The sequence below is a fragment of the Autumnicola aciditolerans genome (assembly GCF_041679265.1).
Taxonomy (GTDB): domain Bacteria; phylum Bacteroidota; class Bacteroidia; order Flavobacteriales; family Flavobacteriaceae; genus Autumnicola.
The window spans coordinates 1-14,091 of the sequence record NZ_JBGFSM010000003.1 but is presented as its reverse complement, the minus strand read 5'-3'; the positions used below and the strand labels follow the sequence as shown (position 1 = coordinate 14,091).

The 14,091-nt window shown below is 40.2% G+C and carries 15 protein-coding genes; 5 read left to right on the top strand and 10 right to left on the bottom strand.

Going from position 1 to position 14,091, the window contains the following annotated elements:
- The first annotated feature begins 77 nt into the window (after nucleotides 1-77).
- The gene (locus AB8M93_RS03395; protein ID WP_373056230.1) at nucleotides 78-665 is read left to right on the top strand and encodes a hypothetical protein; all 588 of its coding nucleotides are present in this window, start codon (nucleotides 78-80) and stop codon (nucleotides 663-665) included.
- 306 nt (nucleotides 666-971) lie between these two features.
- Here AB8M93_RS03395 and AB8M93_RS03390 read toward each other — a convergent pair whose 3' ends face one another.
- Nucleotides 972-1,763, bottom strand: a complete 792-nt coding sequence (locus AB8M93_RS03390) for a hypothetical protein (RefSeq protein WP_373056229.1) — start codon at nucleotides 1,761-1,763, stop codon at nucleotides 972-974.
- Nucleotides 1,764-1,823: 60 nt separating this feature from the next.
- On the opposite strand from AB8M93_RS03390, the gene AB8M93_RS03385 reads away from it, so the two are divergent.
- Nucleotides 1,824-2,486: a porin family protein gene (locus tag AB8M93_RS03385; protein ID WP_373056228.1), complete on the top strand. Its 663-nt coding sequence runs from the start codon at nucleotides 1,824-1,826 to the stop codon at nucleotides 2,484-2,486.
- 49 nt (nucleotides 2,487-2,535) lie between these two features.
- Here the strand turns inward: AB8M93_RS03385 and AB8M93_RS03380 are convergent, their stop codons facing one another.
- Both AB8M93_RS03380 and AB8M93_RS03375 read right to left on the bottom strand, forming a co-directional pair.
- Entirely contained in the window at nucleotides 2,536-3,564 is a 1,029-nt protein-coding gene (locus tag AB8M93_RS03380; RefSeq protein ID WP_373056227.1) for an agmatine deiminase family protein, read from the bottom strand.
- Nucleotides 3,564-4,445 carry a carbon-nitrogen hydrolase gene (locus AB8M93_RS03375; protein WP_373056226.1) on the bottom strand — a complete coding sequence of 294 codons (882 nt, stop codon included), beginning with the start codon at nucleotides 4,443-4,445 and terminating at the stop codon, nucleotides 3,564-3,566. Before AB8M93_RS03375 ends, AB8M93_RS03380 begins: the two co-directional genes overlap by 1 nt.
- 201 nt (nucleotides 4,446-4,646) lie before the next feature.
- Between AB8M93_RS03375 and AB8M93_RS03370 the strand changes: the two genes are divergently transcribed.
- Entirely contained in the window at nucleotides 4,647-5,450 is an 804-nt protein-coding gene (locus AB8M93_RS03370) for a DUF6090 family protein (RefSeq protein WP_373056225.1), read from the top strand.
- On the opposite strand, the gene xth is transcribed toward AB8M93_RS03370, so the two are convergent.
- Nucleotides 5,447-6,220, bottom strand: a complete 774-nt coding sequence (gene xth, locus AB8M93_RS03365; RefSeq protein WP_373056224.1) for an exodeoxyribonuclease III — start codon at nucleotides 6,218-6,220, stop codon at nucleotides 5,447-5,449. The two genes, AB8M93_RS03370 and xth, sit on opposite strands and share 4 nt — an antisense overlap.
- A gap of 42 nt (nucleotides 6,221-6,262) precedes the next feature.
- Entirely contained in the window at nucleotides 6,263-6,745 is a 483-nt protein-coding gene (locus AB8M93_RS03360) for a peptide-methionine (S)-S-oxide reductase (RefSeq protein WP_373056469.1), read from the bottom strand.
- 260 nt (nucleotides 6,746-7,005) lie between these two features.
- Here AB8M93_RS03360 and AB8M93_RS03355 point away from each other — a divergent pair, with 260 nt between their 5' ends.
- Entirely contained in the window at nucleotides 7,006-7,842 is an 837-nt protein-coding gene (locus AB8M93_RS03355; RefSeq protein WP_373056223.1) for a sulfite exporter TauE/SafE family protein, read from the top strand.
- A gap of 28 nt (nucleotides 7,843-7,870) precedes the next feature.
- Here AB8M93_RS03355 and AB8M93_RS03350 read toward each other — a convergent pair whose 3' ends face one another.
- The 5 genes from AB8M93_RS03350 to AB8M93_RS03330 form a co-directional block, all read right to left on the bottom strand.
- Nucleotides 7,871-9,139 (bottom strand): MFS transporter, encoded by a 1,269-nt coding sequence (locus tag AB8M93_RS03350; protein ID WP_373056222.1) that lies wholly within the window; start codon nucleotides 9,137-9,139, stop codon nucleotides 7,871-7,873.
- An 81-nt stretch (nucleotides 9,140-9,220) separates the two neighbouring features.
- Nucleotides 9,221-9,649, bottom strand: coding sequence for a hypothetical protein (locus AB8M93_RS03345; RefSeq protein ID WP_373056221.1), 429 nt, complete (start codon nucleotides 9,647-9,649; stop codon nucleotides 9,221-9,223).
- An 18-nt stretch (nucleotides 9,650-9,667) separates the two neighbouring features.
- A complete protein-coding gene (locus AB8M93_RS03340; RefSeq protein ID WP_373056220.1) occupies nucleotides 9,668-9,934 on the bottom strand; it encodes a protealysin inhibitor emfourin in 267 nt (88 codons plus the stop codon).
- Nucleotides 9,915-11,009 carry a M4 family metallopeptidase gene (locus AB8M93_RS03335; RefSeq protein WP_373056219.1) on the bottom strand — a complete coding sequence of 365 codons (1,095 nt, stop codon included), beginning with the start codon at nucleotides 11,007-11,009 and terminating at the stop codon, nucleotides 9,915-9,917. The genes AB8M93_RS03340 and AB8M93_RS03335 overlap by 20 nt, the downstream gene beginning before the upstream one ends.
- Before the next feature lie 282 nt (nucleotides 11,010-11,291).
- Nucleotides 11,292-12,023: an SDR family NAD(P)-dependent oxidoreductase gene (locus tag AB8M93_RS03330; RefSeq protein WP_373056218.1), complete on the bottom strand. Its 732-nt coding sequence runs from the start codon at nucleotides 12,021-12,023 to the stop codon at nucleotides 11,292-11,294.
- Nucleotides 12,024-12,326: 303 nt separating this feature from the next.
- On the opposite strand from AB8M93_RS03330, the gene AB8M93_RS03325 reads away from it, so the two are divergent.
- Nucleotides 12,327-13,934: a vitamin K epoxide reductase family protein gene (locus tag AB8M93_RS03325; RefSeq protein ID WP_373056217.1), complete on the top strand. Its 1,608-nt coding sequence runs from the start codon at nucleotides 12,327-12,329 to the stop codon at nucleotides 13,932-13,934.
- The last annotated feature ends 157 nt before the right edge of the window (nucleotides 13,935-14,091 follow it).

Sequence of the window (14,091 nt, the reverse complement as noted above, 5' to 3'; positions counted from 1 at the left end):
ATAAACTTCCTTTAATGTTAATAATTCTGATTTTTTCTGCCTGTAATAAAAACCAGAAAAATTCAAATTTAACAAAGATGGAACTGACTGAAAGAAGTGAAGCCATTTTTTGGATTGATACAATTTCAAATGGTAAGTTTTTAAAAATATATTCCAAACGTGAAAATAACAGGCAAAACCTTACTGCTGAATTCGGAAATGCTAAAGAAAAATACAAGGTTGATTTACAAACTGAGGAATACGGGATTCTCACCGTTCCATTCACTAATCAAATTAAATGGATAACTGATAAAAGTTTTGTCTTGTTAAATGGATGCGGTACAAGTTGCAAATACGTGACAATTTTTAATGTCAAATTTGAGAAACCGATCATAATGCCTGTTGAATATTATTCTGGAATAACTTATGCTGTTTATAAAACAGATAATCACAACCTATATCTTGCTGCTAACAGTAACTACACGAACAAACCCAGTTTTATCATTGTTGATACTGACACACAAAAAAAGGATACCATAGAATTACCTGAGAGCTGGAATCGTGGAAATGGCTCAATTATGTCAGTAATAGATAAAATTAAAATAAAACACTCAACAATTGAAGTATTTCAAATGCTGAAGAATGGTAAACAAAGGTTAGTGAAACAAAATATAAAACTGGAATAAATGTTAATTGAAAAGTTTAGGGTTGTATTAATGCCAGTTTTGGGTCTTCGGGAACATCTGTCAATTCAAATTTCCAACCAATAAAAAGAGGATCTCACAAACCGGTTTTAACCGGAAGTGGAAGTATAGAAATTTTTATTGAACTTAGCCAAAGGTAAAATATTCTATTTTACATAATATAAATTATAGTGCAGATATCATATTCAATGAAAAGAACCTCACGATTTTATATTATAAGGATTGGGATTGCTATAAAAAGGAATTTTAGGGAATTTATTTTAATCTGAGGATTTTAATCTGAGGATTTTAATCCTCGTAATTAAACGAGCCGTTAAGGATATAATCTTCAGATACCTTAAAATCACAAAAACTAAATTTCACAACGCCATTATTGTTTTCAATATAAAATTTTAAACCCTCAGGCGCCGTTGCGCCGCCTAAAGATCCCAATCCAAAATCCTGAATAATGAAAATTGCTTCACCATTAGAAAATTCAGATTCTCTGCTAAAAGAATTGATGGTAGTATACTGTCCGCTTAAAGGTAAATTTCTATCCTCCTCCTTAAAATAAATAAAAATCCGTAAAGAGGAAGAATATCCTGAAGCGATAAATTCCAGATTACCATCATCCAGCATCTGGCTTCCGGTAACCTGATTTTTCTCTAGCTTCGTTACATTTATACTCCCGCCCGGCCATTTTACATAATTATCTCTTTCAAAATTACAGGTTGATGTGCTATTTGTGGAAAATTCAAACGTCTGTCCATACCCCACACCAATTTCATTAATTGCAAAAGCCCTGTAGAAATAAGAGGTATTTGGCTGGAATCCGGAATAACGCTTTGAAAACGCTCCTATTCTACTGCCTTCAATAATCTTATAATCGTTTATAGTAGGAAGATCACTTTGTGCATAAACAATTCCATACTCCGTTATATCTTTGCCGCCTTCAGCTAATGCCTCCCCGCCTAACACAGCCGAACCAGATAATATTCCCGAAGGTTCATCTGTAACTACAATAGGGGTCCTGTACTCAATATTTTCAATTTCACAGGATGACAGGACTAATAAGGCAAGTAAATATTTCAATTTATACATGGCGAAAGTTTAGGTAAATATACAATTAACTATATATTTGTTTATATCTAACCGTTAATTATGAAGAAAATTTTACTCCTTGCCCTGTTCTTTACATTCAATAATCTATACTCCCAACTGGAAGGAAAATATGGTTTCACTGCTGGCGCAACTAATTATATAACAGATTCCAATCTTGTTTTTTCTAAGTCTGGTACAGGTTTTACGGTGGGTCTTGTGGGAACTGCAGAATTTGATGATTTTTTTAGATTAATTATCGAAATGGATTATAATGAACATGCAGTGAAATTTGTAGGCCGGGAGGAGTATACCTCTGATCCTGTTGATCTTAAATTTAAAATGACTAATTTTAGCCTTCCCATTTTACTGGATTATGACTTTTATGAATATGATAATTTTGTTTTTAGCGGGCAGGCAGGACCAGCCGTAAGTTTTTACTATGGTTATTCCCTGAAGGATGAGACTAAGGAAGATTACCTTCTGGAACCTTTTTATGCATCTCCAACTTATTTAGATTTTGATAAGTGGTCTGATAAAATGTCTTTGAATTTATTTGCTGCCGCAGGACTTAGTGCCACCTACGAGGAGCAATACAGGTTAACCTTCCGGTATTATTACGGTATTACAGATCCATATCGCAACGCCTCCCTTGTAGCTATTGAGAAACTTGAAGGCCAGGACAGTTATTTTCAGCTAACTTTTACTTACTTCCTTGGCTTTTAAAAAGAGTGAATTCTTCAATTTAATTTCTTATTTGTAAGAGTGATATTTTTTAAGCCGGAATCTGCTGACTTAAACAATGTAAAGTGCCAAAGCCCCAGATAAAATCTATACAACTAATACCTGTTACTGTCCTTCCGGGAAAACATTTCTCTAATATAGCCAGCGCCTTCCTGTCATTCACATCATTAAAAGTTGGTACTAAAACACAATTATTCAGAATAATAAAATTGGCGTAGCTAGCCGGCAAACAAATCCTGTCAAACCAAATATCTTCCGGCATGGGCAGCTCTACAACATTTAAAATTTTCCCGTTTTCCAGCTTTGCCTTTTTCAGCCTATCCAGGTTATCTTTTAGGGCCTTATAATTTTTATGTTCAGGATTAGTTTCCACCACAGTTACCACGGTGTCCTTGTTTACAAACCGGCATAGATCATCTATATGCCCGTGGGTATCGTCCCCGGTAATTCCATCCCCCATCCATATTACATTGGTTATCCCTAGATATTTCTTAAAAACGGCTTCATAATCCTGTTTGGTAAATCCCTGGTTACGCACCTGTATTTCGGGATGAAGCAGGCATTCTTCAGAAGTTATTAAAGTACCTTTGCCATTAGTCTCCAAGGCGCCGCCTTCTAAAACAACCGGCTTTCCTTTATAGGTTACACGGGTTAACGGCAGCTTTAAAGCGGCTGCTACTTTTTCAGGAATTTTCCTGTCCAACTTGTAATTTTTATACTTTGCCCATCCGTTAAAGTTGAAATTGAGGGCTTCCCGTTTTCCTTCGTCCTTTACAATTACAGGACCTGAATCCCGCATCCAGCTACGGTTTGTTTTTTGTATTATAAAATTTACCCGTTCCAAATCTACATGGGCCATTTCCAGCATTTCAGTAACTTTAGCCTGTAACTCTTCTGTAGCGACCACTAAATACAAAATTTCATAACTGGTCACCTTTTTTATGAATTCTACAAAAGCCCATTGTATGGCCTGGTATTTTCCCGGCCAGTCGTTGCCATTGTGAGGAAAGCACAGCAGTAATGCCTGCTGCTCTTCCCATTCTGCAGGAAACCTTCTCATTAGTTTAAGGCTCGTTTAGTGAGTTCTCCAAAAGCATCGATGCGCCGGTCCCTGAAAAATGGCCAGTTTTGACGTACATTTTCCTGCAATGCCAGGTCCACTTCAGCCAAAAGAATCTCTTCCTTATCTGCAGAAGCCTGCGCTAAAATTTCTCCCTGCGGCCCGGCAATGAATGATTGTCCCCAGAACTCAATACCTTCTGTATCAGGAAGATATTTTTCCAGGCCAATCCTGTTTGCGGCGGCTACATAAATTCCATTGGCAACGGCGTGGCCTTTCATCACGTTCATCCATGCGCCGTACTGGTTGGGGCCATATTGTTCTTTTTCTTTAGGGTGCCAGCCAATTGCCGTGGGATAGAAAAGAACTTCAGCGCCTTTTAATGCTGTTAATCTCGCTGCTTCCGGGTACCATTGGTCCCAGCAAATAAGGGTCCCGATATTGCCTTTTTTAGTAGGATTGTTTTTAAAGCCTAAATCCCCCGGCGTAAAATAGAATTTCTCATAAAAATGGGGATCATCCGGAATATGCATTTTGCGGTACAAACCGGCTTCAGTTCCATCGGTATCAATAATATACGCGCTGTTGTGATAAATACCAGCCATGCGTTTTTCAAAAAAGGGAACTATGATCACCACTCCCAATTCCTTTGCCAGGGCACTAAAGGCCTTAAAGGAAGTGCCATAAAGAGGTTCGGCAATAGAGAAATTTTCAACATCTTCGCTCTGGCAAAAATAGTGGCTGCTGTAAAGTTCCGGCAGGCAAATGACTTCAGCTCCTTTCCCGGCAGCATTTCTTACCCATTCCAGGCATTTTTTCAGGTTATTTTCTGGAATATCGTTCAGGTTTAACTGCACGACTGCAATGGTATAATTCTTCATATTGTGAATAAAATGTACGGTATAAAAGTATAAAATATTATAAACCTGTTCCTGTTTTTTTAAAATGGACAGCTTATTTACAGCATTCTGAATAACAACAAATTAAATAAGCGTTCTTTTTAAACGGACCTGTATTTTCATCAAATTTTGATAATTTTATAAGCTGTTGAAGTCCTTTTATATGAAGTAAAATTATATCTCATGAAAATCTTCCGCAAAGACAGAATACAGTTTCTAAAAAACAACAGGTTAAGTAAATATTTACTGTATGCCACGGGTGAAATTTTACTGATCGTAATTGGGATTCTAATTGCACTGGCTTTGAACAACTGGAATCAAAAGAGAATGATCAAAGAAAAAGAACATTTTTACCTGCAGGGTTTAAATGAAGAATTTTTGAGAAGTAAACTGAAGCTGCAGAATTTAATGAAAGTCAATAAGCTTAATTATGAAAATTCGAGGAAGCTGGCAGCAAAAATTAAAACTGCTTCGGGTAAAACAGATGAAGAGCAACTCTCTGCCTTACTTTACAATTCCTTTTCTTTTGAAATTGCTTACAATCCCAATAATTCCCTTTTGAATGAACTAATAAATTCCGGCGGACTCGAGGATATTTCTAATCCCGAACTCCGCAGGTATCTTACCAACTGGGAATCTATGATTCAAAGCATTCACCGCCAGGAAAACAGCCTGCGGTTACAGCGAGAAAACATTGTAGCCCTCTTCCGGAGTAATTCGGGAAGTATAAAAACCATTTTTGACCATACCGGAATTTCCTCTGAAATGGGTATTGCTGAAGATCAAATTCACTCGAGTAATATGAATATTTTGCGATCCCGGGAATTTGAAAATAACCTACTTATTTTTGTACTAACCGGAATAGTAACAGAAAACGCCCACTACAATCCGCTCATGCAGGAAATTGATGTGATACTGGATCTTATTAATAATGAACTGGAAATGCATGCCGGAAGTAGCAGTCTCTCTTTTGCCAGGCCCCGTTAATCCCCTAATTGAACCCACACCGGGGCATGGTCACTTGTTTTCTCCCAACCGCGCACTTCCCTGTCTACCCCGGCGTCCAATAGGTTATCCTTTAAACCGGGACTCAAAAGAAAATGATCTATTCTAAGGCCTGCATCCCTTTTGTAAGCATTCCTGAAATAATCCCAAAAAGTGTAAATTTTCTCGTCTGGATGAAGAAATCTTAAAGCATCGGTCCAGCCCTGTGCTACAAGGCTGTGAAAGGCTTCCCTTACCTCCGGCCTGAAGAGCGCATCGTCCAGCCAGCGTTCCGGTTTATAAACATCCAGTTCTGTGGGCATTACATTATAGTCTCCCACGAGAATCACCGGCGTGTCCAGTTGCAGCAATTTTGAGGCATGAGATTGCAGGCGCTCAAACCATTTTAATTTATAATCCAGCTTTGGGCCGGGCGCAGGATTTCCGTTTGGTAAATAAATGCACCCGATTATTATATCTCCCACCAGGGCTTCAAGATAGCGGCTTTGAGAATCTTCAGGATCTCCATCCAGGCCTCTCCTGGTTTCATTTATTTCCAGATCACGTGCTAAAATTGCCACGCCGTTCCATTGTTTTTGCCCATGCCAGACCGCGTTGTAACCTGCATCACGTATGGCTTCTTCAGGAAATTTATCATTTGGTGCCTTTAATTCCTGCAGGCATACCACCTCTGGCCGGGTTGCTTTTAGCCAGCGCAGCAAAACCGGCAGCCTGGCATTTATTCCATTTACATTATAAGTGGCAATTTTCATGTTATGAATTTATATCAATTTCAGCAGTAGTACAGGCTATATTTACTTAAGGTTTTCAGAAAATTCCTCAATTAAAACTTTTAGTTTTGGATCAATATAATTTTTACAGAAAGGCTTTTGAGGATCTTTTTTATAGTAATTCTGAATTTCTTCCCGGGAGGCCCTAAAATTCTGAAATGCGAAGGCCCTGGTAATAAGCTTTTCTTTAAATTTTTGCTGAAGTTCCTGAAGAATTTTTTCCGCTTCTTCCTGTTGGCTGCTGCTGAAATAATAGACTGCAGAACGATACTTCCCGCGCATGCTGTGATTTGAAGTACTGTTATGGGTACGCAGGTGAATTTCAATAAGGCGTTTTAAGGAAATTGCTTCAGGATTAAAATGTATAATAACAGCCTCTGAAAATCCCGAATTTTCACCCGTAGAAGCTACATACCCCTGCTCTACCCTGCTCACACCCTTCAGCGCCTGGAAAATGGCTTCCGTACACCAGTGGCACCCGCCGCCAAATGCTATTTTCTTCAATATTCCAACCAATGGTAATTAAAATTGTTTTTGTTTCGCAACATTCAGTCCATAAAATAAAAAAATATAAAGTTTTATCCTTTATTCAACCGCATAGGCTACATTATTTTAAATTAAAATTCAATATTTTTCTGCAGGTTTTTCAGAATAACCAAACCACAGGATCTAATTTTTCTTAAGTATCATCTCTGAATATAAATAGATGATGCTTCGGCTACAAAAAATCAGTAACTTTAGCATGAGATTATTCCAATCCCGGCAATATGGACACCTCCCTTTTGATTACGCTTATTTTAATTCTCATCAGTTTTATTGTTAGCCTGTTTGGATCTGTTGTTGGATTTGGCGGGGGTATTTTTATGGTACCCCTCCTGGTTACCATTTTCCATTTTACACTTACCCAGGCGGTGGGCGCGGTGATGATTGCCCTTATCCCTTCTTCCATTATTTCTACTTATCTCAACCGCAAAGAAGGCCATGTAGATTTTAGGATGGGTGTTTTTCTGGAGCTCCCTACCATGTTGGGGGTAGTTGCCGGGAGCCTTTTGCTATCGTTTATTTCAGCAAAAAGGCTGGAAGTGATCTTTGCGATTATGGTTTTGTTCCTGGGACTGTCCTTCCTGATCAATTTCAGGAAATCCGGCAAAGGCGGTATTGATATATTTTACTGGCTAAACAAAATGAAGCCACGCTTTATTATCAAAAACCAGCTTAATTACGTGGCTTACCGGGTGAGCATCTGGATGGTGCTTTTCTTGGGGATGCTTGCCGGCACCCTGGCTGGCCTTTTTGGGATTGGAGGAGGTTTTTTGAAAACTCCAATTATGATCAAGGTATTTAAAATTCCGGCCAAGATAGCCGCGGCAACGGGACTATTTATGATTGTAATCACCAGTGTTACTGGGAGCATTAGCCATTACCTGCAGGGGCATATTGCCTTATCACAGTCCTGGCCGGTGATGCTGGGATTTGCCACTGGCGCTCTGGCTGGCCAGCGGCTTAATGTGAAACTGGATAGCAACAGCCTTGAAAATTTAATTGGGCTGGGCCTGATGCTGGCCTCCCTTATCATGTTATCAAATTTCCTGTTGAATCTATAATTTCATACTTCCTTTAGCCGGATCGTGTCTATTCTGTTTTTTCATGTTCTTCAATATCCTTTCTTAGGTCGAGTTTTCTAAACCCGGGGAAAATAACACCCATTCCAAAAACGGTTATCAAAGTCATGCTCCCTCCAAAAATAACAGCGTTTACCGTACCCATTAATTTAGCGGTAACACCACTTTCAAATGCCCCGAGTTCGTTGGAAGATCCCACAAATATTGAATTTACTGAAGAAACCCTGCCCCGCATATGGTCCGGAGTTTTAAGCTGAAGAATAGTTTGTCTAATGACCATGGAAATTCCGTCTGTAACCCCACTTAGAAACAGGGCTATTACCGAGATCCAGAATATTTCTGAAATTCCGAAAAGAATGATGCAGAGCCCAAATCCAAATACTGCGGCCAGGAGTTTTATTCCTGCCCTTTTATTTAAAGGGTAGTAAGCTGAAGTGAACATAATGATTACGGCTCCCACGGCAGGAGCAGCCCTTAGGATTCCGAAGCCTTCTGCCCCTACTTTTAGAATATCCTGCGCGAACACCGGAAGAAGTGCTACTGCACCTCCAAACAGCACTGCAAACATATCCAGGGCAATCGCCCCAAATATAATTTTGGAATTATAGACATAGCTAACCCCTTCTTTTAAACTCTTCATCACCGGTTCCCCAATTTTAGGATTGAGAATTGGCTTTCTGGAGATTTGCGTGAGCCCCAGGAGCGCTATTGCTGAAAAGCCAAAGATGATACACATAGACCAGTGCACTCCTATCCAGTGAATGCTGAAGCCCGCCAGTGCCGGGCCAAGCACAGCTCCCATTTGCCAGATTGAACTGTTCCAGGTGGCCGCATTGGGATATACTTTCCTGGGAACAATAAGGGCAAAAAGGGAAAAATTAGTGGGGCCCAGAAATGCGCGCACAATCCCACCTAGAAAAATCAAGAAATAAATGGAATACAAAATAAACTGCCGGGATAGTCCAACTGTTATCCTGGGCCAGGTTAGCAGGAACAGGCCAATGCTGATTATTGAAAAACCAATTAGGCATTTAAGCAGCAAACCTTTCTTTTCCTTTTGATCTACAATATGCCCTGCAAACAAAGCCAGGCCCACTGCGGGAATTACTTCCATTAACCCTATCATCCCAAGGGAAAAAGGATCTTTAGTAAGATTATATACTTCCCATTCAATCACAATAAATTGCATGGTACGGGCAAAAACAAAGGCAAAGCGCACGAGCAGGAAGGTTCGAAATTCCCCATATCGCAGGGCTGCGTAGGGATCGGTTTTAGGCATAAAAAGAGATTATAAAATCATATTGACTAGTGGCAAATTTAAGAATATGATGCTGCTGCAGCTGCTTCTAGAGAAAATATATTATTTTTTTAACGGAATAATTCCGCTAATAAGACTGAAAGCGATTAGAGAGATAGAAGCGATGTCTGCATCATAATAAATCCCGCGGAATTTTTCACCACTGGTCACATAGGCCCAGATCACAAATGCTACAGAAGAAATGATTAAATGAATTACTTTGGGTTTTCCTTCTTTAGCCTGATAATTTAAATAAAGTGGGGTTAAAGTAAGGCAGAGGAAAAATATTCCTATAAGCAAGCCCTGTTTTTCAATAATTACACTTCCCTCCTCTCTGTCAAGAAATCCAAGCATGGCAAGATACCCAGCAATAACTTCGGCCGGGACCAGAGAAGAAACTTTTTCCAGGTAGCTTTTAACCCGGCCTTTTTCCTGTTTTTCTGCGGCCCTTAGAGTGGGCATTTCTTTTGTTTCGTAATAAAGCCGGCTCATAATATGTCATTTTAGAATTCACTTCAGTTTACTATTCACCATATCTATAAACGGTTGCATATTTTCCTGTATAAGCGTCTCTTCCAGATTAACTTCTTTTATGCTGCTATTATCTTTAAAACTGAAATAGTAAATAAAAGAATCTCTTGCATTTTCCTCCCTTCGGGCGTTTTTTACCACTTCTTTAAAAGCTTCATTTTCTGAAGGATTTAACTCTTCCAGGTCGATGATACAGGTTTGCTGCCTGCCCATGAAACCACCACTTTTAACACAGTGTATTTTCATATAAACCAACTTTTTGCCAGCCGTTAATTACGGCATTATGTTCCGGACTGTTCTTGCCAAACATCTCTACAGCAATGTTTACGGTGGTGTTGGCTAATTTATCAAAGTTACTGTTGGAGGTGAGCTGTAGCATAGCTTCATACCAAATGCGGCCAGCTTTCTCCCAGGCAAAACCACCTATTTGTAGAGCTGCCTCGCAAAATGCCTTGTTGGGAATGCCTGAATTTATATGAACTCCCCCATTATCCTGGGTGCCGGTATATTTATTGGAATAATGGTCTGGTTGAGGGTCTGTTCCGTTTAGATCTGGATCGTTAACATAAGCAGTACCGGGATTTTTCATATCTCGAATAGCCCTCCTGGTAGGAGCGGGAATAACAATTTCGTCACCAATAAGCCAGCTGGCTGTTTCTACATCCTGCTTTTTTACCCACTGCTTAATCAATGTTCCAAAGACATCTGCCAAATGTTCATTAATGGCTCCTGCTTCATCGCGATAGGCCAGCCTGGAAGTAAAAGAAATAACACCATGGGTAAGTTCATGCCCCACCACATCAAGGCCTTTTGTAAATCTTCGGAAAATTATATCATCCCCGTCCCCGTAAGCCATCTGGCTGCCATTCCAAAAGGCGTTGTTATAATCCTGTTCCAGATGAACTGAAGAAATTAAAGTAAGTCCGCTATCGTCCAGCGAGTCCCGGTTGAATAATTCCCGGTAAAAATCGTAAGTATAACCCGAATAATCATAAGCCTCGTTTACCGCGGGATCTTCCACCGGCTCCTGCCCTTCCTTCCTTACCAGCTTTCCCGGTAAGAGGTCGCGGCGGTTAGGTCGGTTTAGCATGTCATAAACTTCCCGGTTCTTACCTTCTTTATTGGTAAGCAGGGCGGCGACGGTCTCAGGCCACAGTAAGCGTCTTTCCGCACGTACTTCAGCAGCGGTTTCTATGTTCCTTAAGGCCATCTGCCTCACTTTTTCGTTTGGGGAACTCGCCATGGCCTCCAGCATATAAGGCGGCACTATACAATGAAGCGGGTTATGATTTCCGCAGTTACAATTAAAGATTTTGCTCATTTTCGGGTTGATTTAGTTTCCGAAGGAATACTTTAAAAAATTAACAACGACAGCATATTTTTCAGGACCTATTTATAATAGTAGCACTGCTGAATTTAATTATAATCCCTCAGAAAGGCACAAGTACCTAAAGTAATGAATATTATTATACAATTTTCTTTACACCGGCCGTAAAACTGTCCTAATTCTACAGAATTATCTACAGCCGGAGAATTAATAGTTAAAAACCAGGCATAAATGCGAGAAAAGCAAGGGGTATTGGAGTTCCAATTTTATGAAACTTCAGCTGGGCTGCATCCCGCCATTTATATTAAAGGTCTGCCCGGTGATATATCCATTCTTAAGGATGCTTAAGGCCAGGTTGGCTACTTCTTCAGATTTGCCAAAACGCTTTACCGGGATAATTTCAGGCTTTACGCCTCCAAGGCCGGCTACCATATCTGTGTCTATTAGCGCAGGGGCTATAGCATTGGCTGTAATTCCTTCTTCAGCAAGGTTTTTAGCGTAATAGCGCATCATTCCCAATTGTCCTGCCTTAGAGGTGGCATAATCTACTCCCACTACTCCCCCGGTTTGGGCGGCAACAGAAGAAATCATCAAAATCCTTCCCCAGTTTTTTCCGCGCATATAAGGCAATACCTCCTGAGTAACCAGGAATCCTGATCTTAGATTAACCTTAATTGTTTTATCAAAATCCTCAAGGCTTACTTCCTCTACATTTTGTTTTTTGGCAATACCGGCGTTGTTGACCAGAATATCGATCCCGCCTAATTCATTTTTTACTTTTTCAATCATCTTCCTTACTTCTGCTTCTTCAGAAACATCGGCCTGTACGGCAAGGGCTTTTCCGCCATTATCCTTTATTTTTTTACAAATCTCTTCAGCTTCATCTGAGGAATGCTGATAATTTACCGCCACATGCACCCCTTCTGCTGCCAGGGCTAAAACTATTCCCTTACCAATGCCGCGGCTGCCACCGGTTACCAGGGCTACTTTATTATTTAAATTTTCCATGTGCTTAAGTTCGCATTTTTTGATTTTAATGAATGTTATAAAAGTGCAAATTCTGGTGAAAATTTAATCGGGCATATTCCCTGGAAGCAGCAAGAGGATGAATTCCTGTATATCGAAATCTTTTACCATAATTTTAAAATACATTGTAGCCATTCCTTTTTATATTTAAGTAAATCCCTTCATCCTTAACTGTTTTTGAAAAGGCCAAAATTTCAAACTTCAAAAAGGGATTTTTTCTGAAGCCACTTAAAAATGGACTTGAGAACATAATTATTAAATATAACCAACCAAAAAAGTACTGATATGACTGATAAAAACGATCAAAATCAGGAAAAGAAAGATGATCAGAAAAAGCAAAAAGGCGGGGGCATGGGAACACGTGGTGTTACCCGCCCGATGGCCGAAATGCAAATGAAGGACAATTCAGGTAAAAAAGAAGGCAGGGACAAGAACAAAGGCAAAGAACAAAAGAAGAAGGACGGGCATAAGGACGGAGGCATGAAAATGTCTATGGAAAAACGTATGAAAATGCTCAAGATGCACCATAAACAAACCCTTTGGGTGTATTGGCTTATTGTCCTGCTGGGCGCCTGGATGGTTCTTTTTCCGTTAACCTTTAGCTACTCGGTTGGGACCGTGGAGCCAAGTGGTGGCCGGGAAGTATGGCTAAGCCTTAGTGAACGTATAATGGTGATGAGGTGGAGCGATATTATTAGCGGTATCCTGCTCATGATTTTTGGTTGGCGCTCTTTAACACCAAACCGCCCTATAAGCCTCTGGATATGCTGTTTCGTGGGAATATGGATTACCTTTGCTCCCCTTGTTTTCTGGTCCCCAACAGCGGTAGGATATCTAAATTCCACAATGGTGGGCGCGTTGATAATTGCCCTCACCATTCTTATCCCCGGAATGCCAAATATGATCACCTATATGAAGATGGGATCACAGGTGCCGCCAGGCTGGACCTATAATCCTTCCAGCTGGCCACAGAGATGGATCATGATTGTGCTGGCATTTTTTGGCTGGGTAGTTTCCCGGTACCTCGGGGCATTTCAGTTGGGGTATCTAGATGCTGCGTGGGATCCGTTTTTTGGTGACGGAACAATGGAAGTCCTGAATTCTAATATGTCTCATTCCCTTCCAATTTCAGATGGTGCCATGGGAGCACTGGCTTACACCTTTGAATTTTTAATGGGCTGGATGGGAAGCCCTACCCGCTGGAGAACCATGCCCTGGATGGTGACTTTCTTTGGGATTTTAGTGATTCCGCTTGGGCTTGTACATATTTTCCTGGTGATTTCTCAACCTATAGTAGTTGGGGAGTGGTGTACATTTTGTCTTTTGGCAGCAGGCATAATGTTGCCTATGATCCCATTGGAATTTGATGAAGTTATCGCAATGGGGCAACATATGGTGCAGGCCAAACGCAGAGGCGACAATATGTGGGAAGTATTCTGGAAAGGCGGAAAAGCTTTTGAAATGAACAAAGATGAACGAACTACAGATCTAATGGAATTTCCACAGAAGCCCGGAGCAGTTTTTAAAGCTTCGGTATGGGGAATGAGCATTCCGTGGACCCTGGCAGCTTGCACTATCATTGGCTTAGCAATGATGTTTGTTCCTGCTATTTTTGATGTAGGCATTCAAAAAACTTCTTCTGATATTTTTCATTTAAGCGGTTCCCTTATAGTTGTAGTTTCAGTAATTTGTATGGGAGAAATTGTGCGCAGGGGAAGGTATTTAAATATTCTTCTGGGGCTGGGGCTGGCATTTATTCCCTGGTTTGTAGACAACTCCCCTACCGGGCTATCTATAACAGGTTTAATAGCAGGACTACTTGTTGCAGGCCTTTCTATCCCTACCGGTGTGATAAAGGAACATTATGGGCTATGGGACAAATATGTAAAATAGCCGTAACTTTAAAATGAGTTGAAATTAATTTTCCTGGTGTTACATGACAGATAAAGAAATATTTAAAAAGGTAAAAAAACTATTAAATGATAATATGGAAGAAGGCGGTGGTAAAGACAAGCCTTCTTTTCATTTTACGAGGCCATCCCCGGGAACT

Bases quoted from the DNA above. Each gene is read 5' to 3' on its own strand.
- AB8M93_RS03395 (WP_373056230.1), top strand. From the start codon at position 78: ATGGAACTGACTGAAAGAAGTGAAGCCATTTTTTGGATTGATACAATT.
- AB8M93_RS03390 (WP_373056229.1), bottom strand. From the start codon at position 1,763: ATGTATAAATTGAAATATTTACTTGCCTTATTAGTCCTGTCATCCTGT.
- AB8M93_RS03385 (WP_373056228.1), top strand. From the start codon at position 1,824: ATGAAGAAAATTTTACTCCTTGCCCTGTTCTTTACATTCAATAATCTA.
- AB8M93_RS03380 (WP_373056227.1), bottom strand. From the start codon at position 3,564: ATGAGAAGGTTTCCTGCAGAATGGGAAGAGCAGCAGGCATTACTGCTG.
- AB8M93_RS03375 (WP_373056226.1), bottom strand. From the start codon at position 4,445: ATGAAGAATTATACCATTGCAGTCGTGCAGTTAAACCTGAACGATATT.
- AB8M93_RS03370 (WP_373056225.1), top strand. From the start codon at position 4,647: ATGAAAATCTTCCGCAAAGACAGAATACAGTTTCTAAAAAACAACAGG.
- xth (WP_373056224.1), bottom strand. From the start codon at position 6,220: ATGAAAATTGCCACTTATAATGTAAATGGAATAAATGCCAGGCTGCCG.
- AB8M93_RS03355 (WP_373056223.1), top strand. From the start codon at position 7,006: ATGGACACCTCCCTTTTGATTACGCTTATTTTAATTCTCATCAGTTTT.
- AB8M93_RS03350 (WP_373056222.1), bottom strand. From the start codon at position 9,139: ATGCCTAAAACCGATCCCTACGCAGCCCTGCGATATGGGGAATTTCGA.
- AB8M93_RS03345 (WP_373056221.1), bottom strand. From the start codon at position 9,649: ATGAGCCGGCTTTATTACGAAACAAAAGAAATGCCCACTCTAAGGGCC.
- AB8M93_RS03340 (WP_373056220.1), bottom strand. From the start codon at position 9,934: ATGAAAATACACTGTGTTAAAAGTGGTGGTTTCATGGGCAGGCAGCAA.
- AB8M93_RS03335 (WP_373056219.1), bottom strand. From the start codon at position 11,009: ATGAGCAAAATCTTTAATTGTAACTGCGGAAATCATAACCCGCTTCAT.
- AB8M93_RS03330 (WP_373056218.1), bottom strand. From the start codon at position 12,023: ATGGAAAATTTAAATAATAAAGTAGCCCTGGTAACCGGTGGCAGCCGC.
- AB8M93_RS03325 (WP_373056217.1), top strand. From the start codon at position 12,327: ATGACTGATAAAAACGATCAAAATCAGGAAAAGAAAGATGATCAGAAA.